This is a genomic window from Serratia sp. 201, assembly GCF_037027545.1.
GTDB classification, from domain to species: domain Bacteria; phylum Pseudomonadota; class Gammaproteobacteria; order Enterobacterales; family Enterobacteriaceae; genus Serratia; species Serratia bockelmannii.
Genome location: NZ_JAXCHC010000001.1, coordinates 1307535 through 1331240 on the forward strand (window position 1 = coordinate 1307535; position 23706 = coordinate 1331240).

Genomic DNA, 23706 nt, shown 5'->3' on the forward strand with positions numbered 1-23706 from the left:
GCATCACATCAGGGGCGGCAACGTCTATGATATTTTTCCATCAAATCGTTGATGGAGATGAACATGAGCGGCAAGAAAACCACCATGGCGGCCATCGCCAGAGAGGCGCGGGTCGGCATCGCCACCGTCGATCGGGTGATCAACCAACGCGCGTCGGTGCGGCCCGCCACCCAGCGCCGGGTGATTGAGGCGGCGAAAAAGTTGGGGTTCGCGTTGGAAAAGTCCCACTGCCTGTCGGCGGTGCTGGGCAGGCCGGAGCGCCGCCTGAAAATGGGGTTTATCCTACTGCGGCGCGAACACTCTTTCTATGCGCAACTGGCTGATGAACTGATGGTGCAAGCGGCGCCGTATCATGAGCCGGGGCAGCCGCCGCAGTTCATCTTCCACTCTCTCAATGCCATCGGCGATACCGCCGCCGCCATTAGCCAATTGAGCCGCCAGGTGGACGCGATCGGCGTGTTGGCGCTGGATCACCCCCTGATCCACTATGCCGTAGAAGAAGCCACGCAGGCGGGCATCAACGTTTTCGCGCTGCTGTCGGATTTATCGGTGCCCAGCCGCGCCGGCTACATCGGTCTGGATAATCAAAAAGCGGGCCGCACCGCCGGTTGGGCGGTGGACCGTCTGTGCCGGCGTCAGGGAGATGTTGGCGTGATCATCGGCGACAACCGTTTTACTTGCCAGGAAGCCTGCGAGATCGGTTTTCGCTCCTACCTGCGTGAGCAGATGAGCGGCCAGCGTGTGCTGGAACCGGTGCGCAGCCTCGAGGACGCGGAAACGGCGCGCCGGGTCACGCGTGAACTGCTGGCGAACCACCCGGAGCTGGCGGCGCTGTACGCGCCGAGCGGCGGTGTAGAGGGCATTATTCAGGCGTTACGAGAGAGCGGCCGGCAGCGCGACATCACGCTGGTGTGCCACGGCCCGGTGCAGGGCGGTGAAATGGCGCTGCTCGACGGCACGGTGGATCTGTTGCTGTGTCACCGCATTTCTGAGTTGGCCGCCACGATTGTCGAGACGCTGCTCGCTGCCGATAAACAACCGGGATTACGCCACATCATTAATCGCTTCGATGTGATCACCAAAGAAAACCTCTGACGGCCGCTGAGTGGTGTTTGCCGAGGTCATGGCGCAGTCAGGCGTCGCCTCAATTTGATTAAAAACTATCAAATAATTCATCAAAAATAGCGCGATCTCTATCAAAAAATAAAATTTTCATTATTGATGGTTTTGGAATTTTTGTTTGATACTGCCGGCATTCCCCGCAAGAAAGGAGCCGTCGCCATGACTTTGCCTATCGCCAATGCGCCCTGCAGTTGGGGCGTGGATGACCCAAACAATCCCCATTTGCCGCCCTACGCCACGGTTCTGCAAGAAGCGTCGTCGGCCGGCTACCGCAGCATCGAGCTGGGGCCGTGGGGCTATTTGCCGACGCAGAACGAGGCGCTGTGCGCCGCGCTGGAGCAGCATCGTCTGTCGCTGGTGGCCGGCACGATTTTTGACGATCTGGTCAGCGAGGCGAACATTGAGCGCCTGCTGGCCCTGACTCATCGGATATGCCGCAACCTCTCGCGGGCGCCTAGGGCGGAGCCGACCGAGGGCGATCGCGCCGCGCCGCCGTTCTTGGTGATTATCGATTTCGGCAATCCGCAACGCGCCAGGTTCGCCGGGCGTTCAGATTTAGCGCCGCGTTTGTCGCAGGCAGAGTGGCAGAGGATGATCGGGCACATTACGCGCATCAGCGAATTGGCCTGGCGGGAATACGGCGTGCGGCCGGTGGTGCATCCGCACGCCGGCGGCTGCATCGAGTTCGCCGACGAAATCGACCGGTTGGCGGCGGACATTCCGCATCACACCGCCGGATTGTGCCTGGATACCGGCCATCTGTATTACGCCGGGCTGGACCCGGCTGCCTGGTTGAGCAAGCACTTTGAACGTCTCGATTATCTGCACTTTAAAGACGTCGATCCGCTGGTGTTCCGCGAGGTGCTGGCGCGCGGCGTCGATTTTTTCACCGCCTGCGCCGAGGGTGTCATGTGCCCGTTGGGCAGCGGGGCGATCGATTATCCGCAGCTGCGCGCGCTGTTGGCCGAGCGCGGATACCGGGGCTGGATCACTATCGAGCAGGAACGCGATCCGCGCAATGTGCAGGGCAGCCTGCAGGACGTCACCGCCAGCTTGCGCTACTTGCGCGGCCTCGGCTTTTAATCAGGAGAAACACGATGATCAACGGCAGCAAACCTTTGGCGAGATCGTTGCGTTGGGGCATGGTCGGCGGCGGCGGCACCAGCCAGATCGGTTACATCCACCGTTCGGCGGCCTTGCGCGACGGCGCGTTTACTCTGTTGGCCGGCGCGTTTGACATTGACGCCGAACGCGGGCGTGATTTTGGTCGGAGCCTGGGCGTGGTGGCGGAGCGTTGTTATGCGGATTATGCCGAGATGTTCCGCGCCGAAGCCGCGCGGGCGGACGGCATCGAAGCGGTCTCGATCGCCACGCCGAACAACACCCATTACGCCATTTGCCGGGCGGCGCTGGAGGCGGGATTGCACGTGGTGTGCGAGAAGCCGCTGTGTTTCAGCGTCGATGAGGCGCAGGCGCTGGCGGCGTTGTGCGAGCGGCAGCGCAAAGTCATCGGCGTGACCTACGGCTATGCCGGGCACCAGATGATTTTACAGGCCCGGCAGATGATTGCCGATGGCCGTCTGGGGGAAATCCGGCTGGTGAATATGCAGTTCGCTCACGGCTTTCACGCCGCGCCGGTGGAGCAAGATAATCCCAGCACTCGCTGGCGGGTCGATCCGCGCTTTGTCGGCCCCAGCTATGTGCTGGGCGATCTGGCGACCCACACGCTGTTTCTGGCGGAAACCATGGCGCCGCAGCTGAAGATCCGGCGGTTGATCTGCAGCCGGCAAAGCTTTGTGCCGTCGCGCGCGCCGTTGGAGGACAACGCCTATGTGCTGATGGAGTATCACAACGGCGCCGTCGGCTCCGTGTGGTGTTCGGCGGTCAACTGCGGTTCGATGCACGGTCAAAAGGTGCGCATCGTCGGTGAAAAGGCTAGCCTGGAGTGGTGGGATGAACAACCCAATCAGCTACGCTTCGAAGTGCAGGGCGAGCCGGTGCGGATCCTGGAGCGCGGCATGCCGTATCTCGATGCGCCGGCGTTGGCGGACGATCGCATCGGCGGCGGTCATGCGGAGGGGTTGTTTGAAGCCTGGTCGAATCTCTACCGCCGCTTCGCGCTGGCGATGGACGCCACCGATCGGCGCGACGCGGCCTTCCTGGCCGACTTCTGGTACCCGGACGTGCAGGCTGGCGCACTGGGCGTGAAGTGGGTGGCGCGCTGCGTGCAATCCGCTGAAACCGACGCCGGCTGGGTTGCCTTCGACTGAGTGCGCGATTCGCTCAGACGCTGGCCCCGTCGTAGCGGTGGATCTGTAACGCATCCAGCGCGACGTCAGGCACGCAGCGCAGGTTAACGGCGCACATCGCGGCGCCGTCCGGCGCGGTACCGTAGGCGAAGGGCTGGGCACCGCAGGTCCGGCAGAACTGATGGCGGATCCTGTGGTGATTGAAAGTGTAAGTGCTGAGCTGGTCCTGACCGCTGTTGAGCGTGAAAGCGCTGATGGGGAAGAACGACAGCAGCAGCCCTTTGCGGCGGCAAATAGAACAGTTGCAGCTGAGGGCTTCAGTGGGCAGTTCGGCGTCTACGGAGAAGGTGACGGCGCCACAGTGGCAGCTTCCCTGGAATGACATGGCGATGATCCTGTATCAGGGGGGGAGTGTTTGCCCAGTATAGTGCAATTTATCGTCACTCGGCCTCGCCCGGCTTGGTTTCCTTAGTAAATGCGCGGTTTTCTGGTAGGTTAGAGGTTAACGTCATCAAAAGGAGATCGCGATGTTAGAACATTACTATCCGGCCAATATGGGCGCCGAACCGGTCACGGACGAACAGCACAAACGGCTGGTGGCGGTGCAGGCGGCGCTGGAACTGATCAAGGCCACGCTGTCGGATACCAACGACGGCAACGGCGTGGACTTCCAGCTGAAAGCGGCGGAAAAGCACATCGGCCCAATGGCCGACGCCATTCAGGAAGCTCTGAAGTAACGGTTCGCCGTCACCTCAACCGCCCGCATCGGGCGGTTTTTTTTGCGCTGATTACTGCGATTTTTTTAGTGGCGCATTGCCTTTTTCCCGGCTGGTGCCGTAAGCGGCGCGATCCTACTCTAGCGATCCGAGTCCTCATCAGGGTCATGCTCATGTTCCGCTTCAGTCTCTTGTCTTTCTTATTGTTGCGCCGCCGGCGCGTCACCCAGCTGGCCGGCGCCACACTGCTTCTCGGCGTCGTTATGCAGGCGCAGGCCACGCAACGCATCGAGTTTTCGCCGGATCCCGCCGGCGCCTACCCTGAGGGCATCGCCTGGGAGCCGCGCGCCGGTGCGTTCCTGATCTCCTCCCTGCGCGGTGGCCAGCTGGGCCTGGTCTACCCGGATGGCCGCTATCGGCGGTTTTCCACCGACAAGGGACTGATTACCACCTCCGGCATGCTGGTGGACACCGAGCGCAACCGGGTGCTGGTATGCAACGAAGACGTGGGCGTCTCCCTCCATTCAGCCCCTGGCACGCGCAATCGCGTGGCGCAGGTGCTGGAGTTCAATCTCGATACCGGCGCGCTGCAGCAGACGTACGATCTCTCATCGTTAAGCCGTGGGTCGACGCTGGCCAACGATCTGACGCTCGATGCGCAGGGCAATATCTACGTAACCGACAGCTTCCAGCCGCAGATTTACAAGATCGACCGGGCAACGCGCCACGTGTCGATCCTGGTGCGCTCATCGCTTCTGCTGCCCGCCGACGCACCCGCCGCTGCGCAGGGCACACAGCCTTATCTCAACGGCATCGTGTATCACCCGGATGGCTACCTGATTGCGTCGGACTACACCCGCGGGCTGCTGTGGAAGGTGACGCTGGATAACACGCCTGCGATAAGTGAAATCAGGCTGCCGCATCGGCTGAAAGGGCCGGACGGGCTGCGGCTCAAAAACGCCAACGAATTGGTGATCGTACAGTCTTTTCCGGCTGAAAAGGGGAGCATGTCCGGCGACGTGACGCTGCTCGCCTCGGCCGACGGCTGGGCCAGCGCCCATGTCGCCGCGGTCGCCACGCCGCCGGGATTGGATGGGCCGACCGGCGCCGCGTTGCGCGATGGCGAGGTGTGGGTGGTCAACTCCCGTTACCCCAAACTGTTTGCTGACGTCGCTCAGGCGGAGAGCATCAGGACGTTCAGCATCGTCAAGGTGGCGTTAGCACGGCCTGCGGCTGAGGCACGCTGATCGACGACGGTTGCCAACCTTGTCGGAATAGGATTAAATGCTGCCCTGGCTGTATAAATAAACAGGGGTATTGCAATGAGCCTGGCGCTGAAGGGTGAGAAGATCGAACGTAACCGCTTTACCGGCGAGAAGATTGAAAACGGCAGCTTTATGCTGTGTGATTTTTCGGGTGCCGATCTGACCGGCACCGAATTTATCGGCTGCCAATTCTACGATCGCGACAGCCGACAGGGCGGCAACTTCAGCCGCGCGATACTGAAAGACGCGAGTTTTAAAAGCTGTGATTTATCGATGGCCGATTTTCGTCATGCCAACGCGTTGGGCATCGAGATCCGCGAATGCCGCGCGCAGGGCGCCGATTTTCGCGGCACCAGCTTTATGAACATGATCACCAGCCGCACCTGGTTTTGCAGCGCCTATATCACCAAAAGCAACCTGAGCTATGCCAACTTCGCCAAGGTGGTGCTGGAGAAATGCGAGCTGTGGGAAAACCGCTGGCACGGCGCACAGGTGCTCGGCGCCAGCTTCAGCGGCTCCGATCTGTCCGGCGGCGAATTCTCCGGTTTCGACTGGCGTGCCGCCGACGTCACCCAGTGTGATTTGAGCAACGCGGAACTGGGCGAGTTGGATTTGCGCACTACCGATCTGCAGGGCGTCAAAATGGACAGCCACCAGGCCGCGCAGCTGTTGGAGCGGCTCGGGATCGCGATCATCGGCTGAAGAGCTGCCTGATGCCCAGGCTGATGATCAGCACGCCGCAGGCGCGATCGATCCAGGCTTTACTGCGTCGGTAGGCGCTGGCGATCGGCGCGTGCGACAGCACCAGCGCCACCAGGCCATACCACAGGCTAGCGACTACCGCGACCTCCAGCAGCATGGCGGCGAAGGTGGGCATGGAGACATGGGCAGGCGCCGCCGACGAAAACACCGCGGCGTAAAAGGCGACGGATTTGGGGTTGGCGATGTTGGTGGCGACCCCTTGCAAGAATGCCGATCTGAAGCCGGAGTTCACCCCACCCGCCGCGCCGATAACCCCTGAGCCGGGAGCTGCATGGGCGATCAGCCGATAACCGAACCAAATCAAATAACCTGCGCCGGCCACTTTTACCGCTAGCGCCAACCAGGGGAACAAGGCGAAAATTATACCGACGCCGAGCAGGGCGCTGCTCGCCCAGAACAGGTTGACCAAGACAATGCCCGCCACCAGAGCGAAAGCCTCGCTGCGGCGCGCGGAAACGGCTTTGTGGGCGACGGCGACAAAATTGGGGCCGGGGATCACCACGCCAACGATATAGACGGTGAAAACGGCGAGCACGGCTGGCATATCGATCATCGGTTAACGGCCTGTAAGCAGCGAGTTAGCCTTAGTTTTATAATGAATCGCCGATATAATCCAGCAGGGTGAAACCTTTTTTTACCTGCCCGTAGCGACAGGCGTCAGCGGCCTTTTGCGATAATAAATTTATGAGCCATATGAATATAATTTAAAATATATCTTGCTTAAATAAATTAGCTGTGTGTAAATAGCGTCATCGGTTTGTCATACAGACCTTATGAAAGCAGTTTTAGTAAAGCAGTTCTCAGTGTTAGTGATATCCCCCAGATACCTCTTCTTCCGCGAATTTTCTTCTCTAGTGCCCCATAAGTTTCCAATAAAAACAGACTTCTATCGCCCTATGGCGTCGCAAAAATAGAAAGGAAATATCTCTATGTCTACTAAAATGACGGGTTTGGTAAAATGGTTTGATGCAGGGAAAGGCTTCGGCTTTATCACCCCGGCAGACGGCGGCAAAGACGTGTTCGTACACTTCTCTGCTATCCAGAGCAACGATTTCAAAACGCTGGACGAAGGCCAACAGGTTGAGTTCACTATCGAAAAGGGTATGAAGGGTCCTTCTGCCGGCAACGTGGTCGCGTTGTAATTTTCGGTCGAGGTGCGGTTTCTTACGACAGCGATGAGGGTTTAAGCCGGAGCAGTTAAGAAATAACACCTTTAGCCTGAATAAACTCCGGGTTCGCCCGGAGTCTTTATCGATACGTCATTAGCTCAGCAGGAAGAGCGGCAGCGAAATATTCGTTGGCGGACTGGGGTTCGATTCCTCGATGATGTTCCAATAATTAATTATTATTGGCAACAGAAAAACAGATTATCGCATAAATAATAATGCCACTTTTCAGTCTTTTTTTCTGTTGTGAAAAAGTTGTGCTTAGGCTGCGTAATGTTGGAGTGTTGGATGGACGCTTACGCCATAACATGACAGCCGGGAAAGCCACCGGCACATGATCAATAGCCCCGGCCTTAGCCGGGGTTTTTTATGCCCGCGATTTTAACGCTGCGAGTCCAGCAGTTCGTTGTTTTTCACCACGTCCTGCGCCTTGAGGTAGCTCTCGATCAACAGCTGATAGGCCGGGAAGATTTTGGTGTAAACCTCGGCCCACTGCTGAGCGTCGGCACGATTCCAACTACCCTGCAGCTCGGAGGCGACGCCGGCGGTGTCGATCGGCACCACGCCGGCCTGCACCACGCGCGCCAGGGTGATTTCCTGCGCCATTTTCGAGTAGGTGCCGGAGGCGTCGATCACCGCGAACACTTTATAGCCTTCGGCCACCGCGCTGATGGACGGGAAGGCCATGCAGACGCTGGTGATGGTGCCGGCGATGATCAGGGTCTTGCGGCCGGTGGCCTTGACCGCCGCTACGAAGTCAGGGTTGTCCCAGGCGTTGATTTCCCCTTTACGGGCGACGTACTGCGCGTGCGGCGCATTCTGGTGAATTTCCGGGATCAGCGGGCCGTTGGGGCCCTGCGGCACCGAGGCGGTGGTGATCACCGGCAGTTTGCTGAGGGTAGCGATGCTGGCGAGGGCGGCGGCGCGGGCGCGCAGCTCGGTCATCGGCATATCGGCGACGGTCTGGAACAGGCCGCTCTGGTGGTCGATCAGGAGCATGACCGCGTCATTGGCATCAATAACAGGACGCTGGCCGTTGAAGTTGGCTGGAGTGCTCATGGTGTTTTCCTTTTCTCGTCGTGAGGTCAGTGGGTATCTTCTTTGATTGATAAGGCTGAAACTCAGCACTTGCCTATAGTGTAGGGAGAAGAGAGAAATCCGGTAGAGCCTGAAGTCGGGATACATCGTTCCATAAATGGAACGATTTTGACGCAGGCGAAGGGCTCGGCGCTGGGCTAAACTTAAGGTGCATAAGAAACATGCGGCAAGGAACGCCATCCTGTTCATGGGTTTGACGCGGAGGGCTACCGTCATGGCTTATCAGCATATCGTTGTCGCCACGGATCTCAGCGAAGACGCCGAGTTTCTGCTGGGCAAGGGCGCCAGGCTGGCTGCCGCACTCCATGCCAAACTTTCCCTGATCTATATCGACATCCACCGCGCCGGCTATTACGTCGATCTGGGCGTGGGAGATTACAACTACACCGATCGCACCTTTTCGGAGCGGGTGAAGAATATGCTCAATGCGATCAAAGGGCAGTCGTCCTACCCGGTCGAAGAGGTGATCGTCAGCCGTGGCGCGTTGACGGAAGAGCTGAACCGGGTTGCGAAAGAGAAAGGGTTCGATCTGGTGATCTTCGGCCATCACCACGATGTCTGGAGCCGGCTGGTTTCTTCGGCGCGTCAGGCGATCAATGAGTTGAACGTCGATCTGCTGGTTGTCCCCATCGAGAAAAAATAGTCGCCGCCGCCTGCGGGCGGCTGCCTTTTTTCATTCGTATCGCTTATCTCTGAGCGGCCATAACCGCCTACCCGCAATAATCCCGCTAGATGACAATCCGCCTGACGAATAGTGACTCACCGTGATTTTATTTTATCCATCAATATGTTGGCCAAAATCCGATAAAGGTTAATCCAGCGCATTGAAATCACTGACATACCTCCTTTTGGTTAATAAACCGCACGTTTTGACTGGTTCTCTGGAGAGAGGCGTCTTATCCTCGGGGCAATGAGATTTGTATGACTTATATAAATACGTTCACATGGAGGAGGTCTCATGCGTTTTGACAATAAAGTCGTGGTTATCACCGGTGCGGGCAATGGCATGGGGGAAGCGGCGGCGCGGCGTTTCTCCGCCGAAGGCGCCATCGTGGTGCTGGCCGACTGGGCCAAAGAGGCGGTAGATAAGGTCGCCGCTTCGCTGCCGAAGGGCCGCGCGATGGCGGTGCATATCGATGTTTCCGATCACGTCGCGGTTGAAAAAATGATGAACGAGGTGGCGGAAAAACTGGGCCGCATCGACGTCCTGCTGAACAACGCCGGCGTACACGTGGCGGGCAGCGTGCTGGAAACCAGCATCGACGACTGGCGTCGCATCGCCGGGGTCGATATCGATGGCGTGGTGTTCTGTTCCAAATTTGCCTTGCCGCACCTGCTGAAAACCAAGGGCTGTATCGTCAATACCGCGTCGGTGTCCGGCCTGGGTGGCGACTGGGGTGCGGCCTATTACTGCGCGGCGAAAGGCGCGGTGGTCAACCTGACGCGCGCCATGGCGCTGGATCACGGCGGTGACGGCGTGCGCATCAACTCGGTCTGCCCGAGCCTGGTCAAAACCAACATGACCAACGGCTGGCCGCAGGAGATCCGCGACAAGTTCAATGAGCGCATCGCGCTGGGGCGTGCGGCGGAGCCGGAAGAAGTGGCGGCGGTGATGGCGTTTCTGGCCAGCGACGACGCCAGCTTTATCAATGGCGCCAACATTCCGGTCGATGGCGGGGCGACCGCCTCGGACGGCCAACCGAAGATCGTCTAAGCGTTAACCTACAGGCCCGGCCAGGATGACCGGGCCTGTTGTTTTTAGACGCCGATGCGGTCGCGCAGCGTGTAGTAGGCCGCGCCGATGGCGGTGAACGGGATCTGCAGATTGCGTCCACCGAAGAACGGCAGGTGCGGCAGCTTGGCGAAGGCGTCGAAGCGTTCGGCGTCGCCGCGCATCAGCTCGGCGATCAGCTTGCCCGCCAGATGGGTGCAGGTCACGCCGTGGCCGCTGTAGCCCTGCATGTAGTACACGTTATTCTCCAGCCGGCCAAACTGCGGCATGCGCGACAGCGTCAGCAGGAAGTTGCCGGTCCAACGATAGTCGATGCGCACCCCTTTCAGCTGTGGGAAGGTCTTCAGCAGCTTCGGCCGGATCAGGTTATCGATATCGTCCGGATCGCGCGCGCCGTATACCACGCCGCCGCCGTACAGCAGACGATGATCGGCGGTGATGCGGTAGTAATCCAGCAGGTAGTTGCAGTCCTCCACGCAGTAATTCTGCGGGATTAGCGCCTGCGCGATCTCCGGCGCCAGCGGTTCGGTGGTCACCACCTGAGTGCCGCACGGCATGCTGCGCTTGGCCAGCCGCGGCTCCAGCTTATCGCCCAGGTAGGCGTTGCCGGCGACGATGACGAAGCGCGCCTTCACCTGGCCGTTGGCGGTGCTGATGAGCGCCGGTTCACCGTGGCGAATGTTCGTCACCGCCGATTGCTCGAAGATGCGCCCACCCTGCAGGCGGATCGCCTCGGCCTCGCCCAGCGCCAGATTGAGCGGATGGATGTGGCCGCCGCTGTGATCGAGCAGCGCGCCGACGTAGCGATCGCTGGCGACCTCCTGACGCACCCGATCCGCATCGAGCAGCTCGAGCTGGGTATTGCCGTAGCGCTCCCAGTTGCGCTTTTGCTCGATCAGCGCATGGAACTGCTTATTGTTCAGGGCGGCGAAGATGCCGCCGGGGCGGTAGTCGCAGTCGATGGCGTAGCGGCTGATGCGGCTGCGAATGATCTCCGCGCCTTCGAACATCATGCTGCCGAGCAGGCGGGCGCTTTCCGCGCCGTAACGCTCTTCAATCACATCGATGTCGCGGCTGTAAGAGTTGACCAACTGGCCGCCGTTGCGGCCGCTGGCGCCGAAACCGATGCGCGCCGCTTCCAGCACCACCACGTTATAGCCGGCTTCCACCAGGAACAGCGCGGAGGAGAGGCCGGTATAGCCGCCGCCGATCACGCAGACGTCGCATTCGATCGATTCATTCAGTTGCGGATAGGGCTGATGTGCGTTGGCCGTGGCCGCATAGTAGCTTTTTACGTGTTCAGTCATGAGATAAGCCCTTATTCCAGCGAGATCCAGGTGGTTTTCAATTCGGTGAATTTGTCCAGCGCGTGCAGCGATTTGTCGCGGCCGTTGCCGCTCTGCTTGTAGCCGCCGAACGGCACGGTCATGTCGCCGTCGTTGTAGTTGTTGACGAACACCGTGCCGGCCTTCAGTTGGCGCGCCATGCGGTGCGCGCGCGCCAGATCGCGGGTCCAGACCGCGGCGCCGAGGCCGTAGTCGCTGTCGTTGGCCAGCTGCAGCGCCTGTTGCTCGTCGTCGAAGGTGGTCACCGCCAGCACCGGGCCGAAGATTTCATCGCGCGCCACGCTCATGGCGTTGTTCACCTGGGTGAGGATGGTCGGCCCCAGATAGCCGGCGTGGTCGCCCTGCGGATGGTCGCGCCCGTCGAGGAACAACGCGGCGCCCTGGCTCAGCCCCCGATCGATATAGCCGGCCACTTTCTCGCAGTGGCCGCTGTCGATCAGCGTGCCCATCACCGTGTCGGGATCGAGCGGATCGCCGGGGACGAAGGCCGCCGCGTGTTTGCGCAGCGCCTGCAGGAACGCTTGCTCAATGCTCGCTTCGACCAGCAGGCGAGTGCCGGCGATGCACACCTGTCCCTGATTGTAGAAGATGCCGGCGGCGGCGCTGCGGGCAGCCTGATCCAGATCCGGGCAGTCGGCAAAGACGATGTTGGCGCTTTTGCCACCGGCCTCGAGCCAGACACGCTTCATATTCGATTCGCCGGCGTAAATCATCAGCTGTTTCGCCACCAGGGTGGAGCCGGTGAAGGTGAGGGCATCGATGTCGCGGTGCAGCGCCAGCGCCTTGCCGGCGTCGTGGCCATAGCCGGGCACCACGTTCAGCACGCCGTCCGGCAACCCGGCCTGCTGCGCCAATTTGCCGAGCAGGATGGCGCTCAGCGGCGATTTTTCGGAGGGTTTGAGTACCACGCTGTTGCCGGCGGCCAGCGCCGGACCGAGTTTCCAGCAGGCCAGCAGCAGCGGGAAGTTCCAGGGCACGATGGCGCCGACCACGCCGATCGGCTCGCGCTCGATCAGCGCCAGCGCCTCGCGGCCGGTGGGGGCGATTTCGCCGTAGACCTTATCGATCGCTTCGGCGTACCAGCGGATGCAGCGGATGGCGCCCGGCACGTCGTCGCGCAGGCTGTGGCGGATGGGTTTGCCGGTGTCCAGCGTTTCCAGCAGCGCCAGCTCTTCGTGATGCTGCTCCATCAGATCGGCGAAACGCAGCAGCGTGGCTTTGCGCTGCGCCGGGGCGGCCTGCGCCCAGTCGCCACGCTCAAAGGCGGCGCGCGCCGCGCTGACTGCCCGATCGATGTCGGCGGCTTCACCACGTGCGACCTGTGCCAGCTCACGGCGACCGGCGGGATCTTCCACGGCGAAACATTTCCCCGCGGCGGCCGGCTGGTAGCGGCCGTCGATAAACAGCTGGTGCTCAATCTTCAGGGCCTGCGCCCGTTGTTGCCAATACTGCAAGTGGTGAAAGTTCATGCGTGGCTCCGTTGATCAGAATGTCGTCGGCGTATGGGCGCTGATAATCCGGCAAATGCGCGCCGACGTGTTGCTGAAACTGTGGGGGATGCCGGTATTGATGGCGTAGCTCTGCCCGGCCAGCAGGTGATAGCTCTGGCCGTTGACCTGCAGCACCACTTCGCCCTCCAGCAGCGTGCCGATCTCTTCCCCTTGGTGTTTGATGCGCTCGCCGGTGGTGGTGCCCGGTTCGTAGGTCTCGATCATCATTGCCAGCGTGCGGTTCGGGTCGCCGTTGTGGATCAGCTTCATCGAAACGCCCTGGCTGCCGATTTCGATCAGGTCGTCGCTGTCTATCACGATCTGTGGCTCAGCCGGTTTTTCCGGCTCGGCGAAAAACGCCGACAGCGACAGACCGTACACCGTCAGCAGCTTTTGCAGCGTGCTGATGGCCGGGCTGACCTTATCTTGCTCGATAGTACTGATGGCGCTGTGGGTTAACCCAGACAGTTCGGCGACCCGGCGCTGCGACAACCCTAATTGTTGACGGATCTGCGACAGACGTTTTCCCGGTGCCAAGCTGACGTCGCTCATGGGCGTTTTTCCTTTTGATAGTTCCGACAGGCGGTAATGAAACCATCAAACAACAGGCGCGACAGGGCGTACTCGTCGCTGTTCCACTCCGGGTGCCACTGCACGCCGAGCGCGAAGGGCTGATCTCGCACGCTGATCGCCTCCACCAGCCCGTCGGCGGCGTGCGCCTCGATGCGAACGCTCGCGCCCAGGGTTTTGGCGCCCTGGCCGTGCAGCGAGTTCACCCAGAATCTGTTGCAATCCGGTATCAGTTGCGAAAGCAGCCCCCCTTCCTGAACGATGACTTCGTGGGCGGGGGCGTATTGCTGTTCCAGCGGCAGGTCGTGATCTTCACGATGCTCCAGCAGCTCGGGCAGTTCGTACAGGCGGCGATGCAGGGTGCCTTGGGTGGCGACCACCATCTCCTGCATGCCGCGGCAAATGGCGAAAAGGGGAATGCGCCTGTCGAATGCCTGGCGGATCAGCGCCAGGCTCAACGCGTCTCGGCCAGGATCGGCGTCAGGCTCATCGCCGTTTTCACCATAAAGGTGCGGCTGCACATTACTGGGGCTGCCCGGCAGCAAAATGCCGTCGAGGCGCGGCAGCAGTTCTGCCAGCATTTCCGGCTCCGCCAGCGCGTGCGGCAGGGCGATCGGCAAGCCGCCGGCGGTGATAACGGCATTCAGGTACTTTTCTTGCAAGGTCTGTGTGAGGTGCCCGTTTAACCTATACCTGCACATGACGACGCCAATGACTGGTCTGTTAAATATATTGTCCATGCTATCCCCTTGGTACGTTCGAAATTATGAACGATAAGCTTCTCCACCGCCGATTTCGTTCAATATTCTATAAATCTAGCAGTCGATTGGGCAATATTCAAACCAAAAGTAACACTTGCAAAACAAATTTGTTTCATCTACGTTTCATTTGTGGGCATTATATTGAACAATACGGTCAATAAACATCGACGACAGCAAAACACAAACGGCGGGTGAACCATGCAGACCAACATCGTAGAAGTGGAAAACTTTGTTCAGCACAGTGAAGAGAGACGAAGTAGCGCGTTCCAGCGCGAAGTGAAGAAGTATCTGGAACGTTATCCGTTAACCCAACATGTCGACGTACTGTTGACCGATCTGAACGGCAGCTTCCGCGGCAAACGCATCCCGGTCGGCGGCCTGAACAAACTGGAGAAGGGCTGTTACTTCCCGGCATCGGTATTTGCGATGGATATTCTCGGCAACGTGGTGGAAGAGGCCGGGCTGGGGCAGGAGTTGGGCGAGCCGGATCACGTGTGCGTGCCGGTACCGGGCACGCTGACGCCGTCGGCGGCGGACCCGCAATATATCGCGCAGGTGCTGCTCACCATGTTGGATGAAGATGGCACTCCCTTTGACGTTGAACCGCGCAATGTGCTGAACCGAGTGTGGCAGCGTTTGCGTCAGCGCGGGCTTTCCCCCGTGGTAGCGGTAGAGTTGGAGTTCTATCTCATCGATCGTCAACGCGACGCGGAGGGCTATCTGCAGCCGCCGTGCGCGCCGGGCACGCAAGAGCGCAACACCCAAAGCCAGGTGTACTCCGTCGATAACCTCAACCATTTCGCCGACGTGCTGAGCGAGATCGACGAACTGGCGCGTTTGCAGGGCATTCCGGCGGACGGCGCGGTGGCGGAGGCGTCGCCGGGGCAGTTCGAGGTCAACCTGCACCATACCGACGACGTGCTGCAGGCCTGCGATCACGCGCTGGCGCTGAAGCGGCTGGTGCGCATGGTGGCCGAGAACCACAACATGCAGGCGACCTTTATGGCCAAACCGTATGAGGAGCACGCCGGCAGCGGCATGCACGTGCACATCAGCATGCTGAACGCGCAGGGCAACAACGTGTTCGCCGACGATGACGGCGAAGATTCGGCGCTGCTGAAACAGGCGCTGGCGGGCATGATCGCCCTGATGCCGTCTTCGATGGCGCTGCTGGCGCCGAACGTCAACGCCTACCGCCGCTTCCAGCCTGGCATGTATGTGCCGACCCAGGCTTCCTGGGGGCATAACAACCGCACCGTGGCGCTGCGCATTCCCTGCGGCGATCGCGACAACCACCGCGTGGAGTATCGCGTGGCGGGCGCCGACGCCAATCCTTATCTGGTGATGGCGACCATTCTGGCCGGCATCGTTTATGGCCTGGAAACCGCATTGCCGCTGCCTGAGCCGGTGACCGGCAACGGTCTGGAGCAGGACGGGCTGCCGTTCCCGATCCGCCAGAGCGACGCGCTGTACGAGTTCGAACATCAGCCGGTGCTCAATGCATTGTTGGGCGAACGCTTCAGCCACGTCTATCTGGCCTGCAAAACTGATGAGCTGGTGCAGTTCGAGCGCCTGATCACCGAAACCGAAATCGAGTGGATGTTGAAAAACGCCTGATCCCGCTCACCCTGCGACTACCGCGCGCGTCCGGCGCATTTCATCGGCTCTCCTGTGGCCGGCGAGGCTGCGCGCTGCGGTACAGAATTTCTTCTATCACGGCGTACAGGACGCCGACGAGGAAATAACCATGACTCAGTCAGCCCCCTGCGCAGACGTTTGTCTGTGCCGCAGTGCCTACGGGCCGGTCGCCGGCCGCCCGACAGCGATACCAACCCGTTTTTACCGCCGCCTGAGCAGCAGTTTCCCTGCGGCCTCTCTGAATGACGTTGCACGGTTGACAGCAGAGGACCAAGAGGGGAAATGCCATGACGATTAAAGCCATCGACGGCGGCCCGGCGGGCAAACCGCAGCTGCGCAAATCCCTCAAGCTGTGGCAGGTGGTGATGATGGGCCTGGCCTATCTGACGCCGATGACGGTGTTTGACACCTTCGGCATCGTCTCCGGCCTCACCGACGGCCATGTGCCGACCTCCTATCTGCTGGCGCTGGCCGGCGTGCTGTTCACCGCCATCAGCTATGGCAAACTGGTGCGCCAGTTTCCCACCGCCGGCTCTGCCTATACCTATGCGCAGAAGGCGATCAACCCGCACGTCGGTTTTCTGGTGGGGTGGTCATCGCTGCTTGATTATCTGTTCCTGCCGATGATCAATACGCTGCTGGCGAAGATTTACCTGACCGCGCTGTTCCCGGAAGTGCCGCCCTGGGTGTGGGTCGTGGGCTTCGTTATCCTTATCACCGCCATCAACCTGAAAAGCGTCAATTTGGTGGCCAACTTCAATACCCTGTTCGTATTGGCGCAGGTGGCGATCATTCTAGTGTTCATCTATCTGGTGGTGCGCGGCCTGCACAACGGCGAGGGGATGGGCACGGTGTGGAGCCTGCGGCCGTTCCTCAGCGAGAATGCGCATCTGCTGCCGATCATTACCGGCGCGACTATTCTGTGCTTCTCGTTCCTCGGTTTTGACGCGGTCACCACGCTGTGTGAAGAGACGCCCGACGCCGCCAAGGTGATCCCGCGCGCCATCTTCCTGACCGCGCTGTACGGCGGGGTGATCTTTATCAGCGTGTCGTTCTTCATTCAGCTGTTTTTCCCGTCCATTCAACGCTTTCACCAGCCCGACGCCGCGCTGCCGGAGATCGCGCTGTACGTCGGCGGCAAGCTGTTCCAGTCGATCTTCCTGTGCGTGACCTTCATCAACACGCTGGCCTCCGGCCTGGCGTCGCACGCCAGCGTATCGCGCCTGCTGTACGTGATGGGGCGTGACAACGTGTTCCCGGAGAAATTCTTCGGCTATATCCACCCCAAATGGCGCACCCCGGCGCTGAACGTGCTGATGGTCGGGCTGGTGGCGCTGTCAGCGCTGTCGTTCGATCTGGTGACCGCCACGGCGCTGATCAACTTTGGTGCGCTGGTAGCCTTTACCTTCGTTAACCTGTCGGTGATCAGCCACTTCTTCATTCGCGAAGGGCGCAACAAAAGCTGGAAGGATCGGTTCAACTTCCTGTTCCTGCCGTTGGTGGGGGCGCTGACGGTGGGGGTGCTGTGGCTGAACCTGGAGAAAAGCTCGCTGACCATGGGGCTGATCTGGGCGACACTGGGCTTCGGCTATTTGGCCTGGCTGACCCGACGCTTTCGCCAGCCGCCGCCGCAGTTGGAGCGGCAACCGCAGCAATAAATTCACAGGCGGGAGTATCCCGCCTTTCTTTTTGGCACGTGCGGCAGTAGAGTGAAAAACCTGATAAAAAATAACCCATTGGACCTGTCTTATGCCCGCTTTGCCCTCGCGTACCCGCGCCACGTTGTTCGGTTTGTTGGCCATTGTGCTGTGGAGCAGCGTGGTTGGCCTTATTCGCAGCGTCAGCGAAGGGCTGGGGCCGATAGGCGGCGCGGCGATGATCTACAGCGTCAGCGCGGTGTTTTTGCTGGTGGCGCTCGGCGTGCCGAAATGGCGCAGCTTTCCGCGACCTTATCTCATCGTCGGCAGCCTGCTGTTCGTCAGCTACGAGATCTGCCTGTCGCTGTCGCTCGGCTACGCCAATACCCGCCTGCAGGCGATAGAAGTGGGCATGATCAACTACCTGTGGCCCTGTTTCACCGTGCTGATGGCGCTGGCGCTCAACGGCCAAAAGGCGAAATGGTGGCTGCTGCCGGGACTGCTGCTGTCGCTGTTCGGCATCGGCTGGATCATGAGCGGCGAGGGCGGCTGGTCACCGGCGCAGATGCTGGCCAACGTGCGCAGCAATCCGCTCAGCTATACGCTGGCGTTCAGTGGCGCAGTGATCTGGGCGCTGTATTGCAACCTGACCAAGAAGATCGCCCAGGGCAGCAACGGTGTGGTGCTGTTCATCGTGCTGACCGCGCTGGCGCTGTGGTTGAAGTATGCCTTCAGCGCGGAAAGCGGCATGCAGTTCAGCGCTGGCGTGACCGTAACGCTGCTGTGCGCCGGAGTGGCAATGGGGGCGGGGTATGCCGCCTGGAACGTCGGCATTTTGCACGGCAACATGACGCTGCTGGCCACCGTCTCTTATTTCACCCCGGTGCTGTCGGCGGTGTTCGCCGCGCTGGTGTTGCACACCTCGCTGACCGCCAATTTCTGGCAGGGTGTAGCGATGGTCACGCTTGGCTCGCTGATCTGTTGGCGGGCAACTCGCGGAAATTAACGGAAATTATCCGCCGTCGGCGCAATGTTGAACTAGAATTTAACTAGCCATGTTGCCTGAAGGAACGACGACGATGAGAAGCGACATTCAATTTATTCAACAGCCTGAAATCGACGTGCATCACTATGAGCGCGGCGATACCGTGCGCCTGACCACGGCGAATCTGCGGCACGAATATCAGCTCGACGTTTATATTTTGCGCCGCGACGACAAGCTGATTTACGGTTCGGTCGTCGCGGCGGCGCCCAAGACCGACATTCCGGTTGCCAACTGGGAGGTGAAAAACGGCGAAGAGGTGGCGTTCCGCCAGGAAAACATCGCCAAGGCGGTGCCGGCGGTAAACTGATCTCAGCTTTCGCGCCGCAGTTGTTTACCGAGAAACATTTTTCGATAGTCCGCCGGCGTTACCCCCAGCCGGCGGATAAATGCCCGCCGCATCAGCTCTGCACTGGAAAAACCGCAATGCGCCGCCACCTGTTTTGGCGCCAATACGCCGAGTTCCAATAACCTGCGCGCTTCGGCGATGCGGGCTTCCTCGAGCCATTTAGCGGGAGAGGTGCCGACCTCGTTGCCGAACAGCCTGCTGAAATGCCGCGGGGTGACGCCGGCGCGTTCCGCCAGGCTGGCTACGTTGTGCGGTAACCCGATATTGTCTATCGCCCAGCGTTGCACTTCCTGCAGCATTGAGCGCCCGGCCAGGGTCGCCTGTTCCCGATAGCTGAATTGCATCTGCCCGCCGGGACGGCGGAAAAACATCACCAGCTGGGCCGCGACCCGCTGCGCGATCTCACGCCCTAAATCGTCTTCCACCATTATCAGCGCCAGATCCAGCCCTGAGGTCACGCCAGCGGCAGTCTGCAGGCGCCCGTCACGCACATAAATGGCGTCTTTATCCACCGTGACCTGAGGATAGCGGCGACACAATTGATCGGCTACCGCCCAGTGGGTGGTGATTTGCCGCCCATCCAACAGGCCGGCCTCCGCCAGCAGAAAAGCGCCGCTGCACACCGAGCCGTAGCGGCGAGTGCGGTGTACCACTCTGCGTAGCCAGTCCAGCGTGCGTGTTTCGCTTTCGCCGTCGGCGATACCCGGTGCACCGGCGATGAGCAACGTGTCGATCGCCTGTTCACGCCATTGGGTGATGGCGAGATCCGGCACGAGTTTGACGCCGGATGAGGACACGATCGGCGCCAGCGTCTTTCCGACTACCTGCAGATGATAGGCGGCATAGCCGGCTTGCAGATTGGCTTCGGCGAAAACATCCAGCGGACCGGAAACGTCCAGCAGCTGCACCTGTGGCACGGCGAGAATAGCGATGGTTTTACTCATGGCATGCGATATCCCGATGGATGGGGGATGTCCCTAATCGTTGATTAATGGCAATTGAGGACATTCAGTGTAACGCCTAATCTAACCGGGTTCCAGACAACGGGAGAATCGAGTTATGAGTTTAACCATCAACGGCATCAGCGTGCCGGATAGCGCGATGGCGCGTCAGGCGACCGAGTTAGTGCGCGACACCGAATCAGATCTGCTGTTTCACCACTCCAGCCGGGTGTATTACTGGGCGGCGCTGGCGGGGCAGCAGCGCAAGCTGGTTTACGATCCTGAACTGCTGTACGTCGGCTGCCTGTTTCACGATATGGGACTGACGCACGATCACTGCAGCTGCGACAAACGTTTCGAAGTGGATGGCGCCGATGCGGCGGCCGAGTTTTTACGCGGGCACGGGGTCAGCCGTCAGGATATCGATCGGGTATGGACGGCGATCGCGTTACACACCACGCCGGGGATCCCGGAATACATGCACCCGCTGATTGCGCTGGTGACCGCGGGAGTAGAGATGGATGTGTTAGGGATCAATTACCAGGGCTATGACGCGGCGCTGCGAGAGCAGGTAGTGGAGTTGCATCCCCGCGGGGCAAACTTCAAGGAAGCGATTATTCAGGCGTTTTACGACGGGATTCGACATAAGCCGGACAGCACCTTCGGCAACGTCAAAGCGGACGTGCTGGCGGATAAGGAACCGAGCTTTGTTCGCGGTAATTTTTGCAGCCTCATTCGTCGTTCGATGTGGCCAGCGTGATCGGCTGCCGCTTCTCTCTCGCCGGCGAGTTTTCGCCGGCATTTCCCGCTTGAATGCCGTACTCCTCTTCATTGCCGGTTGATGACAGTTGGCTCAAAAACTGCGCTAAAAATCGATGTGCATGACAAAAATCACAGCGAATGTGAATTTGAATGAAACATAATTTGACAAATGTGAACGCAATCGATTACCTATTCGCGAAATGCGTAACTGGATCACAGATTCTTACAGTCAGTGGTTTCTATAATGCGCGCGTCATCCGAGTTTCTGTGTGAAGACAACGCCAGGTGTCGGCAGACTCATTGTCATCTTTTCTAAACGGGCAGGAAATGGCCCTTTAAGCATGTGGTAATAAAATGAAAAAAATAGCTCTCGCAGCAGGTGTACTGCTCGCAGCGTCTTACAGTGCATCATCAATGGCTGATAGCAAAGACAGTCAATATGTCTCCGACTGGTGGCACCAGAGCGTTAACGTGGTGGGCAGCTACCACACCCGTTTCGGACCGCAGCTGAATAACGACGTGTATCTCGAATACGAAGCCTTCGCCAAGAAAGACTGGTTCGACTTCTACGGTTACGTTGACGTGCCGAAGTTCTTCGGCGTGGGCAATACCCCGGATCGCGGCATCTGGGACAAAGGCTCCCCGCTGTTTATGGAGATTGAACCGCGCTTCTCCATCGACAAGCTGACCGGCACCGATCTGAGCTTCGGTCCGTTCAAAGAGTGGTACTTCGCCAACAACTACATCTATGACCTGGGCCACAACGCCGACGGTCGTCAAAACACCTGGTACATGGGTCTGGGCACCGATATCGACACCGGCCTGCCGATGAGCCTGTCGATGAACATCTATGCCAAATACCAGTGGGAAAACTACCAGGCTGCCAACGAGAACAGCTGGGACGGTTACCGCTTCAAGGTGAAATACTTCGTGCCGCTGACCCAGGTGTGGGGCGGCAACCTGAGCTACATCGGCTTCACCAACTTCGACTTTGGTTCCGATCTGGGCAAGGACAGCCATTGGGTTGACGGCACCGGCAAACAGGTGCGCACCAGCAACTCTATCGCCTCCAGCCACATTTTGGCGCTGAACTACGATCACTGGCACTATTCTTTCGTGGCGCGTTATTTCCATAACGGCGGCCAGTGGCAGGATGGCGCGGATATCGGTACCCCGCAGGGCCCGATCAAGTCTACCGGTTGGGGTTATTACCTCGTGGTCGGCTATAACTTCTGATTTTCCGTGCTATCAGAAACAGAAAACCCCGCCTGGCGGGGTTTTTTTGTCATCACTGTGCTTGTTCAGCCGGGAGATGCTTCACCGGCATAAACAGCCTGCCTTTGATCACGTGACATTCATTATTTATCCAACTAATGATTTGTTCACGGCTGACGCCTTCCGACTGCGCGTAACGATGAAGATCGCCGTTAAAGTGTCGAGTGATGTATTCCATGAGGGTCATTTGCACGTCTTTTGCTCCTGAACGCCCACCCGTTGCCAGCCTGGCCACCGCGGGAGGTTGAGGTTTCTCAGACAGCGAATGTAAATTATCGGCAACCAAATCTCAACATAAAGCACCAGATTGGGGCGACGGCGGCGGGAAAAAGAATCCCGCACGGAGAGGCGGGAAGTGTTCGCTATTATCATTATGGATGATAAGAATAAGATTTGAGGTGCGACGAAAAAGAGCACGCTAACTCTTTTTTGTTACCTTCCCACGCTAGCGTAAGGCTTATTTTTCTTCAAGAAAAATCTGAGACAAGCATCGGCATTTTCGAGGCGTTTTGCGTTGAGACAAGGTTTGAAAGCGAATGCCGTAAAAGCGCGCCGTTATCTCGGAGTTTTCCTTATACTTTGTCTGGAAAAGGCTAGCTATAGTCAACAGAGTCACCCACGCAGGAATACACAACATGAACAAACGTCGTACGACTCTCACGGTGTTAGCGCTGATTGCATCGCTGGGGTTGTCATCCGCCCCGGCCTTGGCCGACAAAGGCGGCAATGGTAACGGCAACGGGAACGGCCATGGCAACAGCGGCAATCACGGCAATAACGGCAATAACGGTAACCATGGCAACAACGGTAATCACGGCAACAAAGGCAATAAAGATAAAGGCGGCTATAGGAACGACGATAATCTGGTCTCCGTCAGCCTTTCGCGCGACCGCGCCCGTTCGCTGGCGCACAACTACGGCCTGACAGGCTACAGCTCGCTGCCACCGGGCATCGCCAAGAATCTGGCGCGTGGTAAACCGCTGCCGCCGGGCATCGCCAAAAAAGTGGTGCCTTACTCGATGCTGCGTGAGTTGCCGCAGTACCCGGGTTATGAGTGGCGTATCGCCGGCGACGATCTGGTGCTGGTCGCACTCAGCACCGCGATTGTGGCCTCCGTCATCAACGGCGTGTTCGACTAACGCCGGTTGGGTCTCATCGGGCCTCGCTGCGGCGGGGCCTTTTTTATTTGCCGGCGCAGGGCTGACGTGGTGAACTTGGCGCCTGACCTTTTCACTGCATCATAAGGGAGGCGCCATGTTCAGGGCGTTATTGATAGCCTGCTGTTTGACCAGTTTTCCAGCGTTGGCAGACGGCGCTGCCGCCATCGGCGAACTGGTGAACCAACGGCTGTCGTTGATGAAAGACGTTGCCGGTTACAAGGCGCAGCAGCATTTGCCGATCGAAGACCTGGCGCAGGAGGCGAAGGTGTTGGCCAGCGCGCAGGCGGAGGCGGGGCGTTTGGGGCTGGAGCCGGCGTCGGTGCGGCCTTTTATCGCCGCGCAGATGGACGCCGCCAAGGCGATTCAGTACCGCTATCGCGCCGACTGGCTGGCGAGCCCGGAGCCCGGCTGGCAGCCGCGCCCGTTGGCGCAGGTGCGCCCACAGATCGCGCAGCTGAGCAGCCAGATATTGCAACGGCTGGCGGAGCGACTGCGTACCGGCCCGCTCGGCGAGGCGGATCGGGCGGCGTTTATGGCGTCTGTGGATCAGGTGAATCTCAGCGCCGCCGACAAGCGGCGGCTGGCGGATGCGCTGCTGGCGGTCAGAACCGGCAGCGCACGCTGA

General features: G+C 59.5%; 26 protein-coding genes and 1 pseudogene. 18 read left to right on the top strand and 9 right to left on the bottom strand.

The window, feature by feature from the left end; all coding sequences use genetic code 11:
• Positions 1–63 precede the first annotated feature (63 nt).
• The 3 genes from WA302_RS06745 to WA302_RS06755 all read left to right on the top strand — a co-directional run bounded on the left by WA302_RS06745 (position 64) and on the right by WA302_RS06755 (position 3392).
• A complete protein-coding gene (locus tag WA302_RS06745; protein WP_169540704.1) occupies positions 64–1095 on the top strand; it encodes a LacI family DNA-binding transcriptional regulator in 1032 nt (343 codons plus the stop codon).
• Between the two features lie 186 nt (positions 1096–1281).
• The gene (locus WA302_RS06750; protein WP_148123355.1) at positions 1282–2205 is read left to right on the top strand and encodes a TIM barrel protein; all 924 of its coding nucleotides are present in this window, start codon (positions 1282–1284) and stop codon (positions 2203–2205) included.
• Between the two features lie 14 nt (positions 2206–2219).
• Positions 2220–3392, top strand: coding sequence for a Gfo/Idh/MocA family protein (locus WA302_RS06755; protein ID WP_169540705.1), 1173 nt, complete (start codon positions 2220–2222; stop codon positions 3390–3392).
• Between the two features lie 13 nt (positions 3393–3405).
• Here the strand turns inward: WA302_RS06755 and WA302_RS06760 are convergent, their stop codons facing one another.
• Positions 3406–3756: a GFA family protein gene (locus tag WA302_RS06760; RefSeq protein WP_047575702.1), complete on the bottom strand. Its 351-nt coding sequence runs from the start codon at positions 3754–3756 to the stop codon at positions 3406–3408.
• Positions 3757–3898: 142 nt separating this feature from the next.
• On the opposite strand from WA302_RS06760, the gene WA302_RS06765 reads away from it, so the two are divergent.
• The 3 genes from WA302_RS06765 (at position 3899) to WA302_RS06775 (ending at position 6054) form a co-directional block, all read left to right on the top strand.
• Complete coding sequence (locus WA302_RS06765) at positions 3899–4108, top strand: hypothetical protein (protein WP_004941260.1); 210 nt, start codon at positions 3899–3901, stop codon at positions 4106–4108.
• A gap of 152 nt (positions 4109–4260) precedes the next feature.
• A complete protein-coding gene (locus tag WA302_RS06770) occupies positions 4261–5334 on the top strand; it encodes an SMP-30/gluconolactonase/LRE family protein (protein WP_099817363.1) in 1074 nt (357 codons plus the stop codon).
• A 75-nt stretch (positions 5335–5409) separates the two neighbouring features.
• The gene (locus WA302_RS06775) at positions 5410–6054 is read left to right on the top strand and encodes a Qnr family pentapeptide repeat protein (RefSeq protein ID WP_025302545.1); all 645 of its coding nucleotides are present in this window, start codon (positions 5410–5412) and stop codon (positions 6052–6054) included.
• Here WA302_RS06775 and WA302_RS06780 read toward each other — a convergent pair.
• Positions 6044–6667, bottom strand: coding sequence for a LysE family translocator (locus WA302_RS06780; RefSeq protein WP_043141429.1), 624 nt, complete (start codon positions 6665–6667; stop codon positions 6044–6046). The genes WA302_RS06775 and WA302_RS06780 overlap by 11 nt on opposite strands.
• 376 nt (positions 6668–7043) lie before the next feature.
• On the opposite strand from WA302_RS06780, the gene cspE reads away from it, so the two are divergent.
• Both cspE and WA302_RS06790 read left to right on the top strand, forming a co-directional pair.
• Entirely contained in the window at positions 7044–7256 is a 213-nt protein-coding gene (gene cspE, locus WA302_RS06785) for a transcription antiterminator/RNA stability regulator CspE (protein WP_025302547.1), read from the top strand.
• A 114-nt stretch (positions 7257–7370) separates the two neighbouring features.
• A pseudogene (locus WA302_RS06790) lies at positions 7371–7448 on the top strand.
• A 213-nt stretch (positions 7449–7661) separates the two neighbouring features.
• Here WA302_RS06790 and WA302_RS06795 read toward each other — a convergent pair.
• Positions 7662–8339 carry an isochorismatase family protein gene (locus WA302_RS06795; RefSeq protein WP_016928046.1) on the bottom strand — a complete coding sequence of 226 codons (678 nt, stop codon included), beginning with the start codon at positions 8337–8339 and terminating at the stop codon, positions 7662–7664.
• A gap of 253 nt (positions 8340–8592) precedes the next feature.
• On the opposite strand from WA302_RS06795, the gene WA302_RS06800 reads away from it, so the two are divergent.
• A complete protein-coding gene (locus WA302_RS06800) occupies positions 8593–9021 on the top strand; it encodes a universal stress protein (RefSeq protein ID WP_025302548.1) in 429 nt (142 codons plus the stop codon).
• Between the two features lie 315 nt (positions 9022–9336).
• Complete coding sequence (locus WA302_RS06805; protein WP_016928044.1) at positions 9337–10092, top strand: SDR family NAD(P)-dependent oxidoreductase; 756 nt, start codon at positions 9337–9339, stop codon at positions 10090–10092.
• 44 nt (positions 10093–10136) lie between these two features.
• On the opposite strand, the gene WA302_RS06810 is transcribed toward WA302_RS06805, so the two are convergent.
• The 4 genes from WA302_RS06810 to puuD are packed head-to-tail and all read right to left on the bottom strand — an operon-like array spanning position 10137 to position 14256.
• Entirely contained in the window at positions 10137–11417 is a 1281-nt protein-coding gene (locus WA302_RS06810) for an NAD(P)/FAD-dependent oxidoreductase (RefSeq protein WP_025302550.1), read from the bottom strand.
• A gap of 11 nt (positions 11418–11428) precedes the next feature.
• On the bottom strand, positions 11429–12925 hold the full coding sequence (gene puuC, locus WA302_RS06815) for an aldehyde dehydrogenase PuuC (RefSeq protein ID WP_197823976.1): 1497 nt from the start codon (positions 12923–12925) through the stop codon (positions 11429–11431).
• Between the two features lie 15 nt (positions 12926–12940).
• Positions 12941–13498, bottom strand: coding sequence for an HTH-type transcriptional regulator PuuR (gene puuR / locus WA302_RS06820; protein WP_016928041.1), 558 nt, complete (start codon positions 13496–13498; stop codon positions 12941–12943).
• Complete coding sequence (gene puuD / locus WA302_RS06825; RefSeq protein ID WP_025302552.1) at positions 13495–14256, bottom strand: gamma-glutamyl-gamma-aminobutyrate hydrolase; 762 nt, start codon at positions 14254–14256, stop codon at positions 13495–13497. Before puuD ends, puuR begins: the two co-directional genes overlap by 4 nt.
• A gap of 219 nt (positions 14257–14475) precedes the next feature.
• Here puuD and WA302_RS06830 point away from each other — a divergent pair, with 219 nt between their 5' ends.
• From WA302_RS06830 to WA302_RS06845, 4 genes are all read left to right on the top strand, one after another.
• Complete coding sequence (locus tag WA302_RS06830; RefSeq protein WP_025302553.1) at positions 14476–15894, top strand: glutamine synthetase family protein; 1419 nt, start codon at positions 14476–14478, stop codon at positions 15892–15894.
• Positions 15895–16202: 308 nt separating this feature from the next.
• Positions 16203–17573 carry an APC family permease gene (locus WA302_RS06835; protein ID WP_025302554.1) on the top strand — a complete coding sequence of 457 codons (1371 nt, stop codon included), beginning with the start codon at positions 16203–16205 and terminating at the stop codon, positions 17571–17573.
• Between the two features lie 91 nt (positions 17574–17664).
• Positions 17665–18558, top strand: coding sequence for an aromatic amino acid DMT transporter YddG (gene yddG, locus WA302_RS06840; protein ID WP_025302555.1), 894 nt, complete (start codon positions 17665–17667; stop codon positions 18556–18558).
• Between the two features lie 73 nt (positions 18559–18631).
• Positions 18632–18904 (top strand): hypothetical protein, encoded by a 273-nt coding sequence (locus WA302_RS06845; RefSeq protein WP_025302556.1) that lies wholly within the window; start codon positions 18632–18634, stop codon positions 18902–18904.
• Between the two features lie 2 nt (positions 18905–18906).
• Here the strand turns inward: WA302_RS06845 and WA302_RS06850 are convergent, their stop codons facing one another.
• Complete coding sequence (locus WA302_RS06850; RefSeq protein ID WP_049209164.1) at positions 18907–19887, bottom strand: GlxA family transcriptional regulator; 981 nt, start codon at positions 19885–19887, stop codon at positions 18907–18909.
• Between the two features lie 115 nt (positions 19888–20002).
• Here WA302_RS06850 and WA302_RS06855 point away from each other — a divergent pair, with 115 nt between their 5' ends.
• Together WA302_RS06855 and WA302_RS06860 are read left to right on the top strand one after the other, a co-directional pair.
• Positions 20003–20644: an HD domain-containing protein gene (locus tag WA302_RS06855; RefSeq protein ID WP_025302558.1), complete on the top strand. Its 642-nt coding sequence runs from the start codon at positions 20003–20005 to the stop codon at positions 20642–20644.
• A 356-nt stretch (positions 20645–21000) separates the two neighbouring features.
• Positions 21001–21882, top strand: coding sequence for a nucleoside-specific channel-forming protein Tsx (locus tag WA302_RS06860; RefSeq protein WP_004941293.1), 882 nt, complete (start codon positions 21001–21003; stop codon positions 21880–21882).
• A gap of 52 nt (positions 21883–21934) precedes the next feature.
• On the opposite strand, the gene WA302_RS06865 is transcribed toward WA302_RS06860, so the two are convergent.
• On the bottom strand, positions 21935–22114 hold the full coding sequence (locus WA302_RS06865; RefSeq protein WP_025302559.1) for a hypothetical protein: 180 nt from the start codon (positions 22112–22114) through the stop codon (positions 21935–21937).
• A gap of 442 nt (positions 22115–22556) precedes the next feature.
• Here WA302_RS06865 and WA302_RS06870 point away from each other — a divergent pair, with 442 nt between their 5' ends.
• Positions 22557–23060 (top strand): anti-virulence regulator CigR family protein, encoded by a 504-nt coding sequence (locus WA302_RS06870; RefSeq protein WP_049209162.1) that lies wholly within the window; start codon positions 22557–22559, stop codon positions 23058–23060.
• A 115-nt stretch (positions 23061–23175) separates the two neighbouring features.
• Positions 23176–23706 (top strand): chorismate mutase, encoded by a 531-nt coding sequence (locus WA302_RS06875; protein WP_043141419.1) that lies wholly within the window; start codon positions 23176–23178, stop codon positions 23704–23706.

Bases quoted from the DNA above. Each gene is read 5' to 3' on its own strand.
- WA302_RS06780 (WP_043141429.1), bottom strand. From the start codon at position 6,667: ATGATCGATATGCCAGCCGTGCTCGCCGTTTTCACCGTCTATATCGTT.
- WA302_RS06830 (WP_025302553.1), top strand. From the start codon at position 14,476: ATGCAGACCAACATCGTAGAAGTGGAAAACTTTGTTCAGCACAGTGAA.
- WA302_RS06765 (WP_004941260.1), top strand. From the start codon at position 3,899: ATGTTAGAACATTACTATCCGGCCAATATGGGCGCCGAACCGGTCACG.
- WA302_RS06860 (WP_004941293.1), top strand. From the start codon at position 21,001: ATGAAAAAAATAGCTCTCGCAGCAGGTGTACTGCTCGCAGCGTCTTAC.
- WA302_RS06755 (WP_169540705.1), top strand. From the start codon at position 2,220: ATGATCAACGGCAGCAAACCTTTGGCGAGATCGTTGCGTTGGGGCATG.
- cspE (WP_025302547.1), top strand. From the start codon at position 7,044: ATGTCTACTAAAATGACGGGTTTGGTAAAATGGTTTGATGCAGGGAAA.
- WA302_RS06800 (WP_025302548.1), top strand. From the start codon at position 8,593: ATGGCTTATCAGCATATCGTTGTCGCCACGGATCTCAGCGAAGACGCC.
- WA302_RS06750 (WP_148123355.1), top strand. From the start codon at position 1,282: ATGACTTTGCCTATCGCCAATGCGCCCTGCAGTTGGGGCGTGGATGAC.
- WA302_RS06875 (WP_043141419.1), top strand. From the start codon at position 23,176: ATGTTCAGGGCGTTATTGATAGCCTGCTGTTTGACCAGTTTTCCAGCG.
- WA302_RS06745 (WP_169540704.1), top strand. From the start codon at position 64: ATGAGCGGCAAGAAAACCACCATGGCGGCCATCGCCAGAGAGGCGCGG.
- WA302_RS06770 (WP_099817363.1), top strand. From the start codon at position 4,261: ATGTTCCGCTTCAGTCTCTTGTCTTTCTTATTGTTGCGCCGCCGGCGC.
- WA302_RS06850 (WP_049209164.1), bottom strand. From the start codon at position 19,887: ATGAGTAAAACCATCGCTATTCTCGCCGTGCCACAGGTGCAGCTGCTG.
- puuR (WP_016928041.1), bottom strand. From the start codon at position 13,498: ATGAGCGACGTCAGCTTGGCACCGGGAAAACGTCTGTCGCAGATCCGT.
- WA302_RS06810 (WP_025302550.1), bottom strand. From the start codon at position 11,417: ATGACTGAACACGTAAAAAGCTACTATGCGGCCACGGCCAACGCACAT.
- WA302_RS06760 (WP_047575702.1), bottom strand. From the start codon at position 3,756: ATGTCATTCCAGGGAAGCTGCCACTGTGGCGCCGTCACCTTCTCCGTA.
- WA302_RS06845 (WP_025302556.1), top strand. From the start codon at position 18,632: ATGAGAAGCGACATTCAATTTATTCAACAGCCTGAAATCGACGTGCAT.
- WA302_RS06775 (WP_025302545.1), top strand. From the start codon at position 5,410: ATGAGCCTGGCGCTGAAGGGTGAGAAGATCGAACGTAACCGCTTTACC.
- WA302_RS06805 (WP_016928044.1), top strand. From the start codon at position 9,337: ATGCGTTTTGACAATAAAGTCGTGGTTATCACCGGTGCGGGCAATGGC.
- WA302_RS06870 (WP_049209162.1), top strand. From the start codon at position 22,557: ATGAACAAACGTCGTACGACTCTCACGGTGTTAGCGCTGATTGCATCG.
- yddG (WP_025302555.1), top strand. From the start codon at position 17,665: ATGCCCGCTTTGCCCTCGCGTACCCGCGCCACGTTGTTCGGTTTGTTG.
- WA302_RS06795 (WP_016928046.1), bottom strand. From the start codon at position 8,339: ATGAGCACTCCAGCCAACTTCAACGGCCAGCGTCCTGTTATTGATGCC.
- WA302_RS06855 (WP_025302558.1), top strand. From the start codon at position 20,003: ATGAGTTTAACCATCAACGGCATCAGCGTGCCGGATAGCGCGATGGCG.
- puuC (WP_197823976.1), bottom strand. From the start codon at position 12,925: ATGAACTTTCACCACTTGCAGTATTGGCAACAACGGGCGCAGGCCCTG.
- WA302_RS06835 (WP_025302554.1), top strand. From the start codon at position 16,203: ATGACGATTAAAGCCATCGACGGCGGCCCGGCGGGCAAACCGCAGCTG.
- puuD (WP_025302552.1), bottom strand. From the start codon at position 14,256: ATGGACAATATATTTAACAGACCAGTCATTGGCGTCGTCATGTGCAGG.